The sequence below is a fragment of the Agarivorans sp. 2_MG-2023 genome, from assembly GCF_030548085.1.
In the GTDB taxonomy this organism is placed as follows: Bacteria; Pseudomonadota; Gammaproteobacteria; order Enterobacterales; family Celerinatantimonadaceae; genus Agarivorans.
The window spans coordinates 15,066-34,949 of the sequence record NZ_JAUORQ010000009.1; the positions used below are offsets into that span (position 1 = coordinate 15,066).

Genomic DNA, 19,884 nt, shown 5'->3' on the forward strand with positions numbered 1-19,884 from the left:
AGGGTTGAATACAGGTAACAACAACTAGCACTCGAAGGAGAAAGCTCGCTATTGCCGCCATTTGTTGTATAAATAAACGAGGAGAAACTAAATACAAGGAAGATCGATGACCACAAATGCAAAGACCAAGTTTTCTCTTAGTAAATTGATACTTACTAGTAGCTTAATCATAAGCTCGTATAACATGCTAGGTTGCGCAAACACAGCCGAAGGCGCTGGCACAGGCGCACTAGCAGGTGCGGCAGGCGGCTTGGTATCAGGACTAATTTGGGGAGGAGACCCGCTAGAATCAGCAGCTAGAGGGGCAGCGGTAGGAGCAGCATCTGGCGCAGTAGTTGGTGCGGTCCAAGGCTCCAAAGAAAGTGCTAGTAACTCAGAAGCAACAACTCCTTCACAACCGGACAGTAAAGCCTTGCCTTCTAAAGAACAATTAGTTGCATTAATCGGCGAGCCGGCAGTAGATGGTATTGTAGCCTTAGCTCAGTGCGACTATTCAAGCGCCTTGAGCAATGCAAATATAGCGTTTAGCTCAACCAACCCAAACCACAAAGAAGCCGGTATTTGGGTGCAAGCTCTCACCTACGCAGAAACAGGTGAAGTAGAGAAGTTGAATGCTAGCTACGCAGACATCATCAAACTAGATAAAGAAGTAAATAATGTGCTTGAAGCGCAATCTGAACTTGCTGAAGGGCTAGACAAATTAAAAGCGATTAGAGAAGAGCACCAATTACCAACCTCTTGCTCTTAACTTACTAACGCTACCAATGCTTGTTTGAGCGAACCATTTACTATCCACTAGCAAGCATTGACTAGTTCCATTGACACTCTTCTGGCTCAAATTCTATAGAGCACTTTAACCACATGCCAACCAAACTTGGTTTTTACCAAATGCGGTACCAGCATTTCGCCACCAAAGCATACCTTATCAAACTGAGGCACCATTTGCCCACGGCGAAACTCACCTAAGTCACCGCCTTTCTTTCCTGACGGGCAGCTAGAATGCTTTTTAGCTAAGGTTTGAAATTTAGCCCCTTTTTTAAGCTGACGAATAATATCTTCAGCTTGCTCTTTATGCTTTACCAATATGTGTAAAGCCGCTGCTGTATTGGCCATAACAACTCCTAATAAATTTACGTAATTAAAACTCGAGCCCTCGAAGCTGTGAGCAGATGTTTGGAACAAAAAAGCCAAGATTTGCATCTTGGCTTTTAAAAAACGGGCAACAAGCTAGGCCCTAGTCACTGCCGAACAAATCCCGAGTATAAACCTTATCTGCAACGTCTTTGATATCGTCTACCATTCGGTTGGCGATAATAACGTCGCAGCTTTGTTTAAACTCTTCTAAGTTACGCATCACCTTAGAATGATAGAATTCATCCTCTTCAAGCACTGGCTCATAAATCACGACCTCTATGCCTTTGGCTTTTATACGCTTCATGATGCCTTGCACGCTCGAAGCACGGAAGTTATCTGAACCTGATTTCATGATAAGACGATACACCCCGACACGCTTGGGGTTTCTGCTTACAATTGACTCAGCAATAAAGTCTTTACGCGTGGTATTCGCATCTACAATGGCACCAATGATATTGTTCGGCACGTCTTTGTAGTTCGCCAATAACTGCTTAGTATCTTTAGGTAAACAGTATCCGCCATAACCAAACGAAGGGTTATTGTAATGGCTGCCAATGCGCGGATCTAAACCTACTCCCTCGATGATGTGGCGGCTATCTAAACCATGGGTTTCTGCGTAGGTATCTAACTCGTTAAAATAAGCTACACGTAGTGCAAGATAGGTGTTAGCAAAAAGCTTAATTGCTTCTGCTTCAGTAGAGTCTGTAAGCAGTACATCAATATCTTCCTTTATTGCTCCTTCTACCAACAGATTGGCAAAAACCTCTGCTCTCTCAGATTCCTCTCCCACCACAATACGAGACGGGTATAAGTTATCGTGTAAAGCACGTCCTTCGCGCAAAAATTCAGGAGAGAAGATGATATTATCAACACCGAACTTCTCGCGTACCGATTTGGTATACCCTACCGGCACCGTTGATTTAATCACCATTACCGCTAGAGGGTTGATTTCAAGAACATCTTCAATCACCGTTTCTACTGATGAAGTATTAAAGTAATTAGTCTCGGGGTCGTAGTCGGTTGGCGTTGAGATTATTACATAATCTGCGCTCGCGTAAGCCTGTTGCTTATCTAACGTAGCCATGAAATTGAGTGTTTTATTTGCTAAGAAATCTTCTATCTCAGTGTCCACAATAGGAGACTGCTTATTGTTGAGCAAAGTAATTTTTTCAGGCACAATATCTACCGCCACAACCTGATGGTGTTGTGCTATCAACATGGCGTTTGATAAGCCAACATAACCTGTACCTGCTATCGCAATTTTCATTTACAACCCGCTACTTATATTACAGTACAACAAATTGGGAGGTATATACTTCGCCGAATAATAACAAACCTAAACCTGAGACGACAGATTTTGAATAAAGTAATACCCACATTTAAAGCACTAAAAGTAGACGTAATAATTATAACTTAATCAGGTTTTCTACAATAGTCGCTTACAATAAGGATGACTGGGTCATATTACCAATACAGAGCGATGCGTCAAGCGACGTAATAAATCAAAGCTTTTTCTCAAGAAAAAAGCGTCTAATTGAAGAGTTGTAAATAAACCTAACTATATTAGAAGGTAGCAACCTGAAAACGAGGCGCAAAAAAGGATAAACATATCCACTACGCAGCCATTTTGCAGCATTAAGGTAGACCTTAAACTCTACAAACGCTTTTTTGTAAGTTCTTCGACTGTATGCATTATCCATTCGAACATCAACGAGTATAGACTGAAGATTTGCTCCTACAGCACCTTGCTTTAAACATTCTAACCAGAATGCTACATCTTCGTTTAATGGGTATTCAATAGGATAAAGCCCGAAGCGTTCAAAAAAACCACCTCTAAAACAAACCGTTACGTGAGCAAAAGGAGATGATTTGCTCAGATTAGCTGATATCTCTTTTGCATTTTCTGGGTAATTTCTATAGGCAACTACATTACTAGGACAGCCGTTAAATTCAGCAATCCCACCACCAACGAAATCTATAGTATCATTTAAATCAAGAAAAGAGATTTGCTCTGACAATCTATCTTTCCGACACAGGTCATCAGCATCCATTCTAAAAATGTATTTCTCATTAGTAAGTAATTTGATTAATAAGTTCAATCCAACTGCCAAACCTACGTTTTTTGGGCTTCTCACTATTTTGTATAAGTCAAATTCCAAAATAACAGTTTCCAATTCACTCGAAATGGTACCATCAACGTGCAAAAATATTCTAACATGGAAGTTAGATTCTGTTTTTAAAGAATGAATAGAAGCCAAGGCATCTCTGAAATGAGACGGAGAATCACCTCCATATACGCACATAATAAATGCTATAGATTTAGCCTGAAACAAAAGCATACCTCTCAACTAGTATGTAACCCAAAAATAGAATGAAGCAATCATAAACTAACACGAATTGGCCTTATTACTTTAAGTCCCTTTCGTCCAAGCAAGCCCCAAACTATACAGAAATAGAACCCGAGACCAGTGGAGAACCCATATACGGCCGGAGTAAATATGCTAATAGCACTAAACCCGATTAGGCAAGAAAAAACAACTCTGTTCATAAAATACAACCGGAATGCTGAGATTAACATTAACATAATAAAGATAGAGGTTCCCAACAAACCAGTTTCAACTAATAACTGAAGAAAGAAACTCTCAGTAGAGCCATGCAATATGACATAATCCCCAATTTGCTGAGCCCCTCTGGAAAAAACGCCAATTCCATGGCCTATAAAAAGACCAGGAAAGCTTAGAGCATAATTTAAAGAATCTTCCCAAATTCTGTAAGCTGAATAATCGTCTATATTATTGAGGAAGTAAACTATTTGAACGACTCTGGCTAGGTGTTCCTGGAAAGAGTATACCCCAATGAAGAAAGCCAATAACAAGAGAATCAAAAAACCGATATATCGTACTGTTAGATAATTAAATAAAACAAAGACAAAAACAAAAACGAAAAACGCTTTGCTAACGGTTAGAAAACCAGCGAACAGCAGTACAGATCTAACCACTCCCCCTTTCCAAGCACCCAACTTACAACCAGTACTCAGGCATAAGGAAAATGCCAGATAAAGAGATAACGATTGTGGGGATGCTATAAAGGAGATAGCTCTCCTTGTAACATTTACATTCTCAAGAACTTCTGAGTCAGCATATACGCCATTACTTATTAATCCAAAGAGGCTAGGTGAAATGTAAAACTGTATAACTGCACCTATAGCATTTATAAAGCCTACTGTAACAAAAAGCATTATAACTTTTTCCGCATTCCTTTCTGAAGAGTAAAAATTAAAATACACGAACCAAAATAAAAAAATACATGCTAAGTTTGAGAAGCCTATTAACGCTGTAAAACCAGACCCAAATGACGCGGTTAACTCAAACACCAAAACCAGGAAAGTCAAATAAAAAATATAAAAAAAGAATAAAACATCGATCCAGTTTACACTACGCCTTCCTGCCACATAAACTAGCAACGGTACATTCAAAAAAAGCAAAGCCAATGAAAAACTACCTACAGCTCCACCTAATGTTGTTGAAATGGTATTTCTGAACATTATTGAAAAGAATGTTAAATAATACAGCGATGAGATAAAATTAAATTTATATGGAGTACGTTTCATTCTAGCTTACTTATTGGTCCTGGATGAAAACCTAAAGTAGTCTCGCAACAGTCCTTTCCTAATGAATGATGAGTTTAAAAATTCCACTGAAAAACAACGAAAGAAAGAACGGACGAAATAAAAACAAGTTCTGAAAGGAACTATAGTGCTACATTGTACAGGATTACCCTCGGGAAGGTTAATAATCCAATGAGCTATTCTCTCGATCATATCAGTCTGTATAACTAACTCTTGTGAATCGAACTGCTCAACCAAAGCGAAATCCTTTGGTTTGCTAATATTTGGCACAAGGGAGTTCCAATAAGTTTCTAACCAACTAGGTCTAGGTAGAGGCGTAAACAAAAAGGCTTTTTTTCCCACAGCAGCAGAATCCCAAACAGAGGTGCTCCAAGAGCTACCGACAATATCGGCAGACGAAATCCATTCTCGTACAGAATAGTCTTTCGAAAAGATAATGTTATCAGGAATTTTTCCGATCTTACTCGTAAATACATCTATATATTGTTCTATAGAAATTGACGGGTGAGGCCTAATCACCAAATATCGATTTTTATCCGCATTAGCGATATCTCTAGAGAAAAATACAAATTTGTAAAGACAAGCTAAAGAGTAATCTCGATAATCCCAAGCTATGTTTTTATCATAGCCCATTTCGATCTTCTTTTTTATTAACTTGTCACTAGAGAAAGCCCATCCATAATTCATTGGAAAGAAAACTAACTCAGCAGAGTCTGGGATTCCAGAAATTTTTCTTAAATTAACCTTTTCTAAATCTTTTTGTCGCATATAGCCCAAAAGAATAGCGTGATTAGGATTACCAATCACTCGGGTATTTTTCTTTTTCACGCCAGACGACAATAGGAAACTCTGAAAATCATCGGACCAACAGAGGTGGTTTATATATTGCTGAATAAACTCCCCTTTAGGAGCCTTAAACGCTTTATTTGCATCACTTAACAACTGCTCCCAATTTAAAGAAACAAATTTAGTATGCTTAAAGCGTTTGCCGGTAAAATAACTCAATGGCCAACGAGATGAGTCTATGGAGTAAGGGAATATTACACAACCAGCCTTTAAGAATAACAAATAATGCGAATGAAACTCTATTGATAACATCTGGTAAGTGTAACCCTTATCTTCTAAAGACTTACACAATTCTTTAACCGTATTACTTTCTCGGTCATCGTGTTCGATTAAAAACAAAAAATCTACATACTTCATACTTATAACTCAACAAGCCCTTTATTAATCATAAACTCAAAGAAAAAAAAGTCTTGCTCACTATCAATATTAACAAACAAATCATGCTTTATAGATTTAGTGCCATCAGAGAAAAAACTCTTATTCATCAAAATATTCTCAACGCTTGAAACGTATACAGCTCCAGTTAACTCGTAAGCAGGTAAAAACTGTTGCCTAGGTGTTTCGGAATCACTGTTATCTATAAAGGGAACAAGCACGCCATTTGTTATTTTTTTCACCTTATAAGGATGAGGGTCTTCTATTTGGGCAACAGTGACCACAGACTCATTAGATTTCAAAGCCAAATCGATACATTCATCAACCAACTTACTATCTCTTACCGGCGATGTAGGTTGTAACAATACGATATGAGTAACGTTTCTGAAAGTTGGCTTACTAATTAAATCTAAAACAACATCTATGGTTTTAGAAGAATCACTTGCTAGATACTTAGGTCTTATGCCTAAGCTCTTTGCGCCGCGATTTAATGCAATTGCTTCATATTCAACGCTGTCCGTTGAAACAAATACATTAGATAACAGTTCAGAACCTAAACCAACATCCACAGCCAATTCGAGTAATGTTACTCCTTTTATCTTGGAGATATTTTTATTTTTGAATCCTTTAGAACCTGAACGTGCTGGTACTATTCCGATTATCATTTAATGCCTAATAAGTAATTGGTTTTAATAGTGAAGGGGTTAAGCTTAGAATTTGGTTAGATATCAACTTTCCAGCGTTTCCAATACCGAAAACATCGCTAGACTCATACTTCCCGTGTCCTAACTGTTTAGAAATACAATCAATAATATTGGCCTCGTCGTAATCAGTAAAAATCACATTCTTGCCGTGCTCCCTTTTGTTCTGCCTATCGCCGACAGCAACTGATGGAGTACCAAGAAAAGCACCTTCTCGCAAGAACGATGAAGAATTACCAACAGCACATGCCGCGTTATTTAGAACGCGAATAAAATCTTCGGCTGAAAAGTTTTTGTAAAAATGGAAGTTATCTTCCATGTGTTTCTCACGAAAAGTCCTAATACCTTTAGATACATCCTCGCCTCCCGCATCGGAATTTGGCCATAAAACTATTTTTTGATATTCTTGGAATTTTTTCAAAGCCTTAAGTGTTTCATTAACTTGATAAAAGCCATTACCATAGCTAGTTGTCACGGGATGTTGAATCATCAATATATAAGGACGTTCCCAATCAACATCTACACCCACGCCTCCGTATTTAGACATATCCTGATTGGAAATAGATTTTTCTGCATGCGCTATAACATCCATAGCTGGACAGCCAAAATTAAAAACGCTGCTAGGCATTTCCCCCATTTTAATCAGCCTGACTTTACTTTGCTCAGTGGCTACAAAATGAAAGTCGGCCAGCTTCGAAATCGCATGCCTAACTCTATCATCGATATTCCCGCTTACTTCTCCTCCTTGAATATGAATCAAAGGTATATTTAAATAGGTTGAAGCGATTGCTGTAGCCATAGTTTCGTATCGATCTGCTACTGATACGACAAAATCAGGGTCTAGCTGCTCTAGAGCTGTAGACAGCTCGATAACCCCTAAACCTGTAGACTTGGCTTGGGTTAAAAGGTTTTCACCTTCTACAATGTAGTATATTTCTTTATTAGGAACAAAACCGTCTTCTTTTATAACATTTACTGCCTTACCGTAACGATCAATTAATAGCGACGCACCTACAATTATCTGTAACTCTAAGTCAACATTCTCTTTAATAGCCTTCAGAAGGTACTTCACCCTTCCGTAATTAGCTCTACTAGCAACAACAACACATACTTTTATTTTAGTTTTCATTTAATATCATCCAAGCTAAGAAAGTCCCAGCATTTCAAGTTTCTTAATAGTGTTTTACCCAAGACAGTTTCATAGTGAGCGGCTGGCACTCCTACATTGCCTGGCTTTTTTGATTCCAAATCTTTTAACTCTAAGACATGACCTTTACTTAAAGGTTTATTAACGGCTAGCGACTTACCAAATATAGTTTTTAAGCCGTCATCAACTTTATGTAAGCCTTTATTTACTGGAGAATCGAGCATCATAGAGATATCTCGTACCCCCCTGCACAGACTCCTTAACTCGTCTATCGTAAGAGATGAGCTAGTATCAGGACCGAACATCATCTTGTCGAAAACAACATGAACCTCTAACACTTTTGCTCCTATTGCCACTGCTGCTAGACTTGGGTAAATAGTTCCAGAGTGATCTGATAATCCTGACTTGACATCGAATTCAGCAGCTAAATCTTGAATCACATTTAGGCCAACGTCCTGGGGGGTTGTAGGGTACTTGGTTGTGCACTGCAATATTGAATACTTAGTTCCACGAGATTTTAGAAAGTCCACAGTGTCTTTGAGTTCCACCGTATTGCTCATCCCACTGGACAGTATCACTTCTTTTCCGGTTTTACTTATCGCGTCAAGCATGAGCTTGTTAGTAACCTCTCCAGATCCTATCTTGTAGCGGCTAACTCCGACTTCTTCGAGCAAATTGACTGCAGCTACAGAAAATGGGGAGCTAATGAACTCCAAATTCACTTCATCACAGTGAGCCTTTATATTTTTCCAATGCTCTAAACTAAAAGACATTCTTTTCCAATAGTCGAATCGAGAATTATCTTCGTACGAGAAATTCACACGAAATGGTTCAAGCTCACTGCTTTCAGCTTCTGCGATGTGAGTCTGAAACTTAATAGCGTCGGCACCAGTGGTTGCTACAGCATCTATATATGAATGCAGTATACCCAAACTTCCTTCATGAGCCTGACCTACCTCTGCTATTATCAAAACTTTGTTATCTTTCATCATGTTCCCTTAAACCAAAAATAAAACTTTTAACATTCCAAATATCAAACCTATACAGCCCCCATCCCCCTGAAAGAATAATAATTAAACTTCCTAAAGAGAAAACCCAGAAGCTTCTTTCATATAGAAAAAACATAGGAGATAGAAATAAAAAAGCTGACATCATCATGAGTCTAGGATGAATTTTTATTGTTACGCTATATACATCCTTAGAAAAAAATCGAGCTAATATAAATGAAGTTAAAAAAGACAAAAAAATTGAAGCTGCAGCTCCTATAAGACCCCAAAAAGGAATAAGAACCCAATTGAAGATTAAAGATAAAAAACCCGTCATCATAGTGATTTTTGGAATAACCTTTGTCTCCTTATGAAAAAACAAAGGTGCAGTTACGAAACAATAAAGACCTCGAAACAAATACGATAAACAAATAATAAGGAGTATATTAAACACTCCGTCAAACTCTCCCTTCATATACGTCTCTATAAATTTATCCGCTAGAAAAACATAAAGAACGATTATTGGAACGAATACTGCTAACCAAATAGGAATGATTTTTTCAAGAAAATCATTCCCTTTCAAGGTATTGGTAACGGATATTTGATTATACTTTGGCATAATTACATTATTAATAGAATTGACTAAAGCTTTAACTAACTGAGAAAACTTTTCTGCAATGAAGAAAACTCCCAACAAAGTCAAACTTAGGTATGTCTCAATAAAAAATGTCCCAGCATACATAAAAACAACAGCACCTAGGGCATGAAAAATAAGAGGAAAAGAATATGTGACAGATTCATAAAAATAACTAAATTTCAGACAAAAAATATAATGACGTCGTAATAAAACCAGAGAAAAAACAGACATAGAAAAAAAATAAAATGCTTGAGACCAAAGGAAACCAAGAACTCCTCGCTCCATTTCCACTACTAGAAAAAGACCTAAACAAACAGAAAGACTCTGGCAAACTATTCCTCTAAGAAGAATTTTCCCACCTTGCTTTTTATTTATTAGAATTCGCTCTAGAGTTAAATGTGATGAATTAAAAAGAAGTACAAAAATTGATACATGAATAACTCTACTGTCGACATCAGAACTAAAGATCAGGCCAGATATATCATCACTAAGAAAAAAATATAAAGCTGAAAAAAGACCAGTCAATAAAAAACTGCTATTTACCACCGTAGATATATATCTATCTCTATCAACCCCCTTGTAATCGAAATACATTCTTGATAGTGCGCCCGGCAATTGAAAGTTGGACCAAGTACTTGCAATCAATATACTTGCCATAGAAATACCAATGATACCGAACTCTTCTTTCGATAAGTATTTACTATATATAGGCAGAGAGAAAAAGCTAATAAAGTAAGGAAGAAAACCGACTGCGACTAAACTAGATAAATTGACTAGTGACTTATTCACTGATTGTACCTAGTACTCGTTCAAAGCAATTTCCATCAAAAGGAGATAACATTGCTATTTTTCTGTCAAACTCTGGTTTGAGAATACAATTAGAATTTTTGAGGTGTTCAATAACGTCCTCATTCGTTTTACCTATAGGAATCGAAAACTCGCTATAAAAATCATCGTAGTCTAGTGCGATGTAGTCAAATATTACAACAGGCACCCGGCACATTAATGCCCAAGTTATGGTTGAAGAGTAAGTCGCAAGAAACATATCGGCAGCGGCTATTATTTTAGACAACTCCTGAGTGGCAATAGACAAATCGAACTTAGTTTCCAAGTACTTATAATTTTTCGGATCCATTTTAGGGTGTAACGACACTAAAATGTTGTACCCTAAAGAAGTAACTTCAGATAGCATAGAGTCTATTATGGCAAAGTGTTTAACTTTACTGCAAAGTCCATGCTCATAATACTGAGGAAGAGATATTATCAACAGTTGCCTTTCTTCGTTAAAATAGTCACTGTTAACAGACTTTTTTAGTTTTTCTTTTTGATTATACGCTTCATACAAGTGATCATGAGATGAAGTTCCGGTAACCACATATTTATCAGTTTGACCACCAAGATCGACCAATCGATTTTTCTCTCGAAGACTATCGACTATCATTAGATCAGAATATCCTCCACCAAGGACCCAAGGTTTTTTTGGGAATAATCCTAACATCGATAAGGCTTTTTGTTCATATGGTCTAAAAAACAGCTTTCTGCCAAGGGAACTGTCAACATATTCATTATCTTGACAACCTTTGTATCGAGCTAGATAAATTTTGCTATTTCTAAGTTTATACGAGGAAACATAGTCTGCGGAGTATGCAAAAGAAACTACTATTTTTTTTAAGTCATAGTTTTTGGAAAAGTATGCTACGGCAGCCTCTGCTCCAACACTTCGATCCGTGGCGAGCAAACACGTGCTTATTTTTTTTTCTACGATGATATTGCCAATTAAGTCAGACTGCTTCTTTATATTTTCCACTAGTGACTTTGACAATGTATTTTTGAGTAAGTGAGTTTGAACGAACACACCTAAATTAGTGTTGTCAAAAAAATTCTTCGCTACATATTTAAGCCAGCTTTTGACCTGAGAATTTTTACCATTTTTATTTTTGTTATAAATAATTTCCCAGCCTTTCCCTTCAATTACTTTTACAAAATTAGTTGCAAAAGGAATATAGAATACCGGCTCAAAACTTCTCCCTTCAGCCAAAGAGGAAAACTTTATAAGCTCACTTAAAGAAGCATCATTTGATGGTACAATCAGCACACTTTTTTTATTCATAAAGAAAAACCATCATCAACTACAATGTTTTGACCGGTTATATAGTTAGAGTCCTCAGATAATAGGAAGATAACGGCCCCAACAACATCTTTCGCATCTAACATACCTTTCCCATTAGTATATTCCTTATAGGAATCGCAAAACTCATTAGGTTGACCATTTAAAATACCACCTGGGCTCACACTATTGACTCTAAAACAACTGTTTTTTACATATTTAGATACATATTTATTTAAGTGAATCAGCGCAGACTTTATAGCTGAATACTCCACTGGCATAGTCATATTTGTATGGTCATATATACTAAATCGAGGAGCGATAATACCATAAACAGAAGATATATTTACGAGAGAAAACTTTTCATTATACTTAAGGTTGTACTTAACGCATTGCTGAGAAATCAAAAAAGAACTACCTAAATGCAAAGCTATGTTTTCATTAAAACTGTCCAACGACACATCTAAAAAATGAGTTCCATAGCTTTTATTCCTAGGATAAGTACAATTTACCGCTCCAATAATACCGCCTTCTAAAGAATTAAAAAACGAGATAACATTAGATTCATTGGTCACATCTAAATTAACCCTTTCAATATTGTTAAGAGGTATCTCTTGAGATTGAAGCTCAGATTCTGGAGTGAAGTTATCTACAGCTATAACTTGCCCTCCTTTGTCCAAAATTGATTGGACTAGAGTAGAACCTAAAACACCGTTGGAGCCAAACACAATTATCTTAGAATTTACAAAATTAGTCATTGTATACCTTTACTGTCGACTGTTGAGCTTTAGCTTTTTCTCCCGCAATCATGACACTAATGGACCTTTCAACAGACTTAGATTTTAGATAGGGCGTACCATTATTAACTTGCTCAACAAAGCCCCCTAACATTCTTTTAAAAGCACTAAAATTATCGCTTATATTTGTATGATAAGATTTTTTTTCACCAATAACTTCATACGAAAACGAAAAACACTCAGGCCCAAGAGTATTTATTTGCAATACCATTCCATTAGAATAAACTAAGGTATAAGTATCTATTCCAGATTGAGTCTCGCAACTTACGGTTTCTATTCGTTCGTCCCAGATTCCAAGTGTGGCATCCAACATGTGAACACCGTACTTATCCCAGTGATTTACAACTGATGCCTTTACTAGCTTAATGCGCCCAAACTCAGCTAGGTTTTCTCTAATTAAGTCAAGTTCTTTGCAAAAACGTAAACCAGAGCACGAATAAAGAAGTCCCCTATCGTAATAACTCATAAACCACTTAAGCTCACTTTCGTCCAGTGTCAGAGGCTTATCGATCATCACTGGAATACCTGCATTAAGGAAAGGTTCAGCCATTGCTTTGTGATTTTCATAATCATCCCTAGCAATAATTACGGCATCAACATAACCGATCATATCAACATAATCAAAAACCACATTGTCAATGTAACAACAGGCTGAAATATCTTCCGCACGACGATGATCTTGACACCACACATGAGTGATTTTTGCGTCGAAAGAACAAAAGTCCTCTACGCTTCTTTTTTGCAAATAGCCAAGTATTCCTAACCACTCAGTTTCCTTAAAACGATCTTTATTATATCCGTTCAGTATCGCTGAGAAGGAATACGGGTGCCCATTATTATCACTAAAACCTAACAACCCTATTTTTACCATATTGCCCACCCACCATCTACGCAGATATTTTGCCCTGTCATGTACGATGATGCATCACTGCAAAGAAAAGCCGCAGCCCCCTTAATTTCATGAGCTTTCCCTATACGGCCCATTGGGTTTTTATCACATAAGCGCTGCTTAAATTCAGGGAATTGATCTATCACATGCTCAAATGGGAATGGACCAGGGCTAATACAATTTACTCTTATATTATCTTTAGCTAAAAAACTACCTAAGTACTTAGTTAACTGGATTACACCTGCTTTAGCTGCACCATAACTTGGTGGGTTAGCTTGAGGAACACCTTCATAAAGCCTGTAATCAGGTGCAACGTGTCCGTACATAGAGCCAATATTTAACACGACTCCATTGGTACGCTTGAGTGGTTTCGTAGCAACCTTAATCAGTCTATATACTCCATTCAAACATACTTCAATGTCGTGGTCCCAGTCTTCATCATTGATAGTTTCCCAGCTATTCTTTCTGCCAGACCATGCGCAAGTAACCAATATATCAATGCGACCAAATTCAGACTCTGATTGCTCTACGCACTCTAAAATGCTTTTTTTATCAGTCAAGTCAATAAAAAGTGCTTTCGTTTTTATCTCTGAAAACTCTGATTCCAATTGCTCACATTTTGCTTCGCAGGCCTCTTGGTTACGGCTTGCAATAATGATATTAGCCCCAAGTTCGGCCAAAGCATCAGCAATTTCACCGCCAAGCAATCCCGCACCACCAGTAACGAGGGCTGTCTTGCCCTTCAAATCAAATAAATTATTTAGCTTAATCATTGCTTATACCCTTTATAATTTCTTCTGCTATAGCAAAATGAGTTATGTTGTCAATATCAATTGAACGTTCTTGAGGCATGGTAACTGCAGCAATTTCACCAAAAAGTATTGATGTACCTTCTAACGGCAACTTATCCATATGGAAGCCATATACAGCGCCATTCAACTGATAAGCTTTTGGCAGTTTTTGACGAGGCAGCCATGGTATAGCCCCCTCAATGAATGGCTCAACACTGCCTCCCTCAATCTTCCATGCTCGATGAGGGTTCAACTCAGCCTCACAAAAAGTCGCTGCTGAATCGTGAGATAACAGTTTCTCAATTATTCGGTCCACATCTTCCAAACTTCTAAGAGGAGATGTTGGCTCTAGTAAAACAAGCATCGTTGCCTGCTCTCCTTCAGATTTCAGCCTCGCTATCAACTCTCTCAAACAATCAATAACTAAAGAATTGTCTTGAGCAAGATGGTCTGGTCTGATGTAAACTTCGGCCCCGTATGCCTTCGCTGTTGCCGCAATCTTCTCCCCATCAGTTGACACTATAACTCGGTCGATATAGCGGGATTGCTTTGCTATATCGATAGGCCAAGCAATTAAAGGTTTACCGGCAAGTAGCTTAATATTTTTATCGATAACCGATTTACTACCAGCCCTCGCTGGGATAACTGCAACTACTCTTTTGTTTTTCATCATATTTAAATGCCTAGGTTATATATATCAACTTGCGCCCTATTGAAGTCATCCATACGACCAATATCAAGCCAATATTCGTGGATAGGGAACATTAGTACTTTTTGTCGCTCTTCCATGTGTTGTTCGAGCAACGTAGGCATGTCAATTTTCTGATTCTTTTCTACTGATTGAATCACTCGCGGAGATACTACATAGATACCAGCGTTAACAAAAAAACGTTGAACTGGTTTTTCTACCATGCTGGTGATTTGGATGCCGTCCCCGTTAACAACACCATAGGGGATTTGGTAGTCGTACTCTCGAACACACATGGTAGCATCCGCATCATTTTCTATATGGAAGCTTAGCAAACGCTGAAAATCTACTTTAGTTAACACATCGCCATTGATCATAATCAATGGCATATCTCTCGACATATCTTCAGGTAGCAAACCAAGCGCACCACAAGTACCTAGGGGAATATCTTCATGTACATATGAAATGCTGACTCCCAAGTCACTACCGTCACCAAAATGATTGTGAATTTGTTCTGGCATATAGTGAGTTGAAATATAGAAGTTGTGGAAACCCGCTTTAATAAAGCTAATGAGTACTGTTTCTAAAATAGGTCTATCACCGACTTTAAGCATAGGTTTAGGACAATTATCTGTCAGTGGTCGTAAACGTGTCCCAAAACCACCTGCCATAATGAAAACTGGATTCTCGTATGTATCTTTGCTTAAAGCACTATGAAGAGTTTCAAGACCAACAATTTTACCACTATCATCAAGCAACGGTATTGATAAAATCTGTTCATCTTCCATTAACTGTACCAACTGCTCTTTTGAAGTCGCTATTTCAGCCGTAATGGGTTTGGGATTCATCACCTTGGCAACAGTGTCCGTTAACATCAGGTCATTTAATAAGCCACGTCGAATATCGCCATCAGTAACCATGCCTAGAAGCTTTTTATCTTGATCAACAACTACAACGACACGCAATGCTTCGCTGTTGATGATTTCTAGTGCCTGCTTGATCGTACTTGATTCAGATATCAGCGTTTTTTGCCAACAATGACTCATATTTCACCTTTTATTTCTAAAAATTTGTTTTAATTACTGCTCTAGCAGGATATGCAATGGTATTTTCTTCTAAAGACTGAGCGAGACTAACACCAGCACCCACAATCGCACCACTGCCAATAGATATCCCTTGGATAACGGTAGAGCCTGCTCCAATATAGACATTATCTTTTGTCTCGACTTGACCACACAACGTTGCTTTAGGAGCGATATGGTTATAAGTACCTATTTTACAATCGTGCTCAACCAAAGCGCCCGTATTGATTATACTGTGGCTCCCCACTGTAGCCCCAGTCTGAATCATCGCCATAGGTAAAATCTGAGCACCAATTTCAATTTTAGAAAAAGGTGAAACGAATGCACTGTCAGCGATGACAGTCTCAAATTGATAACCTAATGAGAGAAAATATTCATTAATTTTTTTCTTAAAGCCGGATTTGGGCATCATTCCAATACCGTTGACCAAAAGAATCTTATCTTTGTCAAACCTCAGAATATCTTCGTCCTTTTCAAGGATGGTAATTCCTTTAAACATAGAACGTTGACTGACATCTTCAGGACTTATCACTACAAGTATTTCTCTTCCCTGCGTAAGCAGTATTTCAGCAAGAACGGAGGCATGTCCGCCCCCGCCAATCATTACAATAGGAAGCATAGGTTCATCACTCAATGATCAGCTCTCCTGCTTTGTAGCTTTTGCTCGCTTTGCGTCCAATCAACTCCCAATAACGATATGGTGACAAACCTGAACCTGGACGCTTAATTACGAGGTTTGATTCTGTTAGCTCAGTACCTTCTTTAATATCAGTTGCTGCCACTAAGCTTTTTCGTGCCACCGATTTGTTCTTAACTTCAGAGACTGTCGGGGTTTTCACGCTAGAGCCCAAGGCTACTTCAATTTGGCGAATGCCTTTGACCATAGCCTCTAGCTCTTGTGGCTCAAGAGAAGCCTTATGATCAGGACCTTCCATATTCTTATCTAATGTAAAATGCTTCTCGATCAGAACAGCACCACGGGCAACAGCTGCAATTGGAATCGTTATCCCTTCGCTATGATCTGAATAGCCAGCCTCTAGATTAAATGCTCGGCCTAGTGTATCCATTGCTTTTAGGTTAATTTCTTCAATTGGTGCTGGATATTCTGTCGTGCAATGAAGAATTGTTACTTTTTCTTTTAACGCTTGTTGGCCAGCTTCTGATGCATAGGCCTCTTGAAAGCCCAACATACAAGGCTCCGCATTTTCACCTGCAGTATAACCGAATGCAATAACCCCTAATGCTATCTCAATTTCTGACAGTGTCGCCATCCCTGTCGAGACAATAAGATCGCACCCAGTACGAGCATGAGCTAGCACAAGAGGCGCATTAGTTAACTCACCAGAAGGTAGCTTTAAACGTGTCAAGCCTAGGTCATTAACTAAAAAGTCTAAACTTTCAAAATCGAAGGCCGTAGATAAAAACTCAATCCCAAGGGAGTTACAATATTTTATTAACTTGTGGTGAACCTCGTACGAAAGCTCTAAGCGACTCAGCATAGCAAGTTGTGATTCTTGCTTTTGCGTATTAGTGACTTGGTAATCAGCTTGCTTAGCTTCTTCTGTAACTAGGTTTTTAGCTTTAAACGTTTGAAACTTTACGATGTCTGAACCGGCTTTATGGGCTGCATCTACTAAGGAAAAAGCTAACTCTTCTTGCCCATTATGGTTTACACCCGCTTCGGCAATAATCAACGTCATCACTATCTCACTCTACTTTTTAATTTAAATCAGGTTCAATATTTACATCGAAGAATGACTTACAAAGTTCAAAGCGCAAACCTTTAATCATTTTTATGACTTGCTTACTACTATCACCTTGACCATAAGGGTTTTCAATCATTTCACCCTTAACTTTATACTTCCTATCTACAGCAAGTTTGATAGCAGTGTCGATTGATTCCTTAGTAGCACTTGTATCAAGAACACTTTTGGCCGCTAGTCGCCCTTTTTGTCTTGAACCAATATTGACCGTTGGAACATCAAAAGCCGGAACTTCAATAATACCACTCGACGAGTTTCCAATGACTGCAGCTGCGCGCTTGACTGAACTTAAATAGCGTATTTGCCCGAGAGAGGGGATTGCCAGTACGCGGCCTGGTTGTTTCGCGGCATAAGCCTCTAACATCGGAATGATTCGACGCCCGCCATCATCCGCATTGGGATAAGTCAGGATAATTTGGTGATTTGGGTATTCATCTAGTGCGTCTAACAAAGCTTGAAAGCTATCCTCTGGGGATTCATCTCCGAGAGTGACTGGATGGTAGGTGACCACAAAATAAGGATCTGTAAGATCAAAGTTCAGTGATTCACTCAACTCTGAAATCGTCATAAAAGAGCCTCGATTCAAGTGATCTAAGCCAATCGCACCAACATTTTTTACTCGTTCTGGCGATTCACCTAATTGAATGACTCGATTTCGATATTCGTCTGTTGACGTGCCATGCAGGTAGCTCAATTTGGTAATAGCATGACGAATCGCATCATCGTAGGCGCCTTCGGTTATTTCCCCACCATGCAAATGGATAATAGGAATACGGAGTATCATGGCAGTTTGCGCGGCAGCTAGAGCTTCAAAACGATCTCCAAGAATGACAAGGACATCGGGCGCTAATCGTGACAATGCATCAGCAAAGCCTAGAACGCCCAATCCCATACTTTTTGCCGTTCCTACCGGCGAGTCAGAAGACAGCAAAATCTCTATTTTCTCGTCGATCTGGAAGCCATCTTTTTCTATTTGCTTATAAGTATCACCAAACTCTGGAGATAAGTGCGTACCAGAAACAAGCAATTGTAATGTTAGATCTGGATCGCTTTGTATGTCTTTTAAAAGCCAAAAGAGCAGACCATACTCCGCTCTGGTACCAGTAAAGACCGCGACTTTGTTATGTGTCTGCGTCATGTATGTATTGAACCTACTTAGCTTTTGATATCCACGGGTGTACTTGGAAGGTTGATTAGGTGCGCTTCGATAAATTCAGAGTAAGTAAGATCACCACAAATAGCATTTTCAAACATTGGCAGTCTGTGCATGAGCTGCCAAATTGGGCGAGTCATCACACCTGCACTGTTTGTGCTCGCAAGGATCTCTTCTCTACTTTTTTTATCTGGGCAAATAATGGCATTTAACCAGTAATTCGACTCGGCATAATCTGGCTCAGTAACAAACTGAAAATCAGTCCCACTGAAAAGATTTTCGTAGCATTTTGCCAGTTGTCTTTTTTGCTTTAAGTACTGCTCAATAACTTCCATCTGTGCGCAACCCAATGCCGCGTTTAGATTAGGCATACGGTAGTTAAAGCCCGGTTCATCATGGAAAAACTCGTAGGGGTGAGACACTTTCGCTGTCGTAGTGACATGCTTGGTTCGTGCTCCTAACTCCTCGGTTTTACACAAGACCATACCGCCACCACCGGTGGTGATGATTTTATTGCCGTTGAAGCTGACCGCGCTCACATCACCAATCGTACCGGTGTGCTTGCCCTTATAAAAAGACCCTAGGCTTTCTGCAGCATCTTCGACTAAAACAAGGTTCCATTTGAGGCAAACTGCAACCAGCTCATCGAGCTCTACAGGATGACCAAAGGTGTGCATAGGGACAACCGCTTGAATTCGCTTTCCTGTATTCGTGTGAATACAACCCGCCTCGGTTATCTCGGCATGCTCACTTAAGAATGCATTCACCGCTTTAGGGCATAGCCCCAAGCTTACTGGAGAAACATCCACAAAAATCGGTTCAGCGCCCATATGATACAATGCATTACAAGTTGCAACGAATGTCAGAGCTTGTGTTATAACAAGATCTCCTCGCTGAACATCAGCCATGTACAAAGCCGCATGCAATGCCGCAGTACCATTGACGGTTGCTACCGCTTTAGCTGTACCTGTATACGCTTCAACCTTTCGCTCAAAATCATCAACAAACTTGCCAACGCTAGAAACAAAGGTACTGTCAATCGTTTCCATTACGTAGGCTTTTTCGTTGCCATTAAACGTTGGTGCGTGCAGCGGAATGAATTCGTCCGTTTTGTAGGTATCTCTAACAAATTCAACAATAGATGTCGCTTTCATTACTTA

The 19,884-nt window shown here is 38.8% G+C and carries 20 protein-coding genes; 1 reads left to right on the top strand and 19 read right to left on the bottom strand.

Annotated elements, in window-relative coordinates; translation table 11 throughout:
• Nucleotides 1-106 precede the first annotated feature (106 nt).
• The gene (locus tag Q4549_RS14280; protein ID WP_303553007.1) at nt 107-748 is read left to right on the top strand and encodes a glycine zipper family protein; all 642 of its coding nucleotides are present in this window, start codon (nt 107-109) and stop codon (nt 746-748) included.
• A gap of 86 nt (nt 749-834) precedes the next feature.
• On the opposite strand, the gene ppiC is transcribed toward Q4549_RS14280, so the two are convergent.
• From ppiC to Q4549_RS14375, 19 genes are all read right to left on the bottom strand, one after another.
• Nucleotides 835-1,113, bottom strand: a complete 279-nt coding sequence (ppiC, locus tag Q4549_RS14285) for a peptidylprolyl isomerase PpiC (protein WP_303553006.1) — start codon at nt 1,111-1,113, stop codon at nt 835-837.
• A 121-nt stretch (nt 1,114-1,234) separates the two neighbouring features.
• A complete protein-coding gene (locus tag Q4549_RS14290; protein ID WP_303553005.1) occupies nt 1,235-2,401 on the bottom strand; it encodes a nucleotide sugar dehydrogenase in 1,167 nt (388 codons plus the stop codon).
• A gap of 235 nt (nt 2,402-2,636) precedes the next feature.
• Nucleotides 2,637-3,467, bottom strand: coding sequence for a glycosyltransferase (locus Q4549_RS14295; protein ID WP_303553004.1), 831 nt, complete (start codon nt 3,465-3,467; stop codon nt 2,637-2,639).
• 47 nt (nt 3,468-3,514) lie between these two features.
• Nucleotides 3,515-4,744 carry a hypothetical protein gene (locus tag Q4549_RS14300; RefSeq protein ID WP_303553003.1) on the bottom strand — a complete coding sequence of 410 codons (1,230 nt, stop codon included), beginning with the start codon at nt 4,742-4,744 and terminating at the stop codon, nt 3,515-3,517.
• A gap of 6 nt (nt 4,745-4,750) precedes the next feature.
• Nucleotides 4,751-5,965: a hypothetical protein gene (locus Q4549_RS14305; RefSeq protein WP_303553002.1), complete on the bottom strand. Its 1,215-nt coding sequence runs from the start codon at nt 5,963-5,965 to the stop codon at nt 4,751-4,753.
• Nucleotides 5,966-5,967: 2 nt separating this feature from the next.
• Complete coding sequence (locus Q4549_RS14310; RefSeq protein ID WP_303553001.1) at nt 5,968-6,648, bottom strand: acylneuraminate cytidylyltransferase family protein; 681 nt, start codon at nt 6,646-6,648, stop codon at nt 5,968-5,970.
• 7 nt (nt 6,649-6,655) lie between these two features.
• Entirely contained in the window at nt 6,656-7,813 is a 1,158-nt protein-coding gene (gene neuC, locus Q4549_RS14315) for a UDP-N-acetylglucosamine 2-epimerase (protein ID WP_303553000.1), read from the bottom strand.
• A complete protein-coding gene (locus tag Q4549_RS14320; protein ID WP_303552999.1) occupies nt 7,810-8,823 on the bottom strand; it encodes an N-acetylneuraminate synthase family protein in 1,014 nt (337 codons plus the stop codon). Before Q4549_RS14320 ends, neuC (Q4549_RS14315) begins: the two co-directional genes overlap by 4 nt.
• Complete coding sequence (locus Q4549_RS14325; RefSeq protein ID WP_303552998.1) at nt 8,810-10,243, bottom strand: lipopolysaccharide biosynthesis protein; 1,434 nt, start codon at nt 10,241-10,243, stop codon at nt 8,810-8,812. The genes Q4549_RS14320 and Q4549_RS14325 overlap by 14 nt, the downstream gene beginning before the upstream one ends.
• Complete coding sequence (locus Q4549_RS14330) at nt 10,236-11,564, bottom strand: hypothetical protein (RefSeq protein WP_303552997.1); 1,329 nt, start codon at nt 11,562-11,564, stop codon at nt 10,236-10,238. The genes Q4549_RS14325 and Q4549_RS14330 overlap by 8 nt, the downstream gene beginning before the upstream one ends.
• Nucleotides 11,561-12,319 (bottom strand): oxidoreductase, encoded by a 759-nt coding sequence (locus tag Q4549_RS14335; protein ID WP_303552996.1) that lies wholly within the window; start codon nt 12,317-12,319, stop codon nt 11,561-11,563. The genes Q4549_RS14330 and Q4549_RS14335 overlap by 4 nt, the downstream gene beginning before the upstream one ends.
• Complete coding sequence (locus Q4549_RS14340) at nt 12,312-13,229, bottom strand: Gfo/Idh/MocA family protein (protein WP_303552995.1); 918 nt, start codon at nt 13,227-13,229, stop codon at nt 12,312-12,314. Before Q4549_RS14340 ends, Q4549_RS14335 begins: the two co-directional genes overlap by 8 nt.
• Nucleotides 13,223-14,020 (bottom strand): SDR family NAD(P)-dependent oxidoreductase, encoded by a 798-nt coding sequence (locus Q4549_RS14345; RefSeq protein ID WP_303552994.1) that lies wholly within the window; start codon nt 14,018-14,020, stop codon nt 13,223-13,225. The genes Q4549_RS14340 and Q4549_RS14345 overlap by 7 nt, the downstream gene beginning before the upstream one ends.
• Complete coding sequence (locus tag Q4549_RS14350; protein WP_303552993.1) at nt 14,013-14,711, bottom strand: acylneuraminate cytidylyltransferase family protein; 699 nt, start codon at nt 14,709-14,711, stop codon at nt 14,013-14,015. The genes Q4549_RS14345 and Q4549_RS14350 overlap by 8 nt, the downstream gene beginning before the upstream one ends.
• Nucleotides 14,712-14,713: 2 nt before the next feature.
• Nucleotides 14,714-15,772, bottom strand: coding sequence for a nucleotidyltransferase family protein (locus tag Q4549_RS14355; RefSeq protein WP_303552992.1), 1,059 nt, complete (start codon nt 15,770-15,772; stop codon nt 14,714-14,716).
• Between the two features lie 16 nt (nt 15,773-15,788).
• Complete coding sequence (locus Q4549_RS14360; protein WP_303552991.1) at nt 15,789-16,442, bottom strand: acetyltransferase; 654 nt, start codon at nt 16,440-16,442, stop codon at nt 15,789-15,791.
• Complete coding sequence (gene neuB / locus Q4549_RS14365; protein ID WP_303552990.1) at nt 16,435-17,508, bottom strand: N-acetylneuraminate synthase; 1,074 nt, start codon at nt 17,506-17,508, stop codon at nt 16,435-16,437. Before neuB ends, Q4549_RS14360 begins: the two co-directional genes overlap by 8 nt.
• 19 nt (nt 17,509-17,527) lie before the next feature.
• Nucleotides 17,528-18,709: a UDP-N-acetylglucosamine 2-epimerase gene (gene neuC / locus Q4549_RS14370; protein ID WP_303552989.1), complete on the bottom strand. Its 1,182-nt coding sequence runs from the start codon at nt 18,707-18,709 to the stop codon at nt 17,528-17,530.
• A gap of 17 nt (nt 18,710-18,726) precedes the next feature.
• Complete coding sequence (locus Q4549_RS14375) at nt 18,727-19,878, bottom strand: LegC family aminotransferase (RefSeq protein WP_303552988.1); 1,152 nt, start codon at nt 19,876-19,878, stop codon at nt 18,727-18,729.
• Nucleotides 19,879-19,884 lie beyond the last annotated feature (6 nt).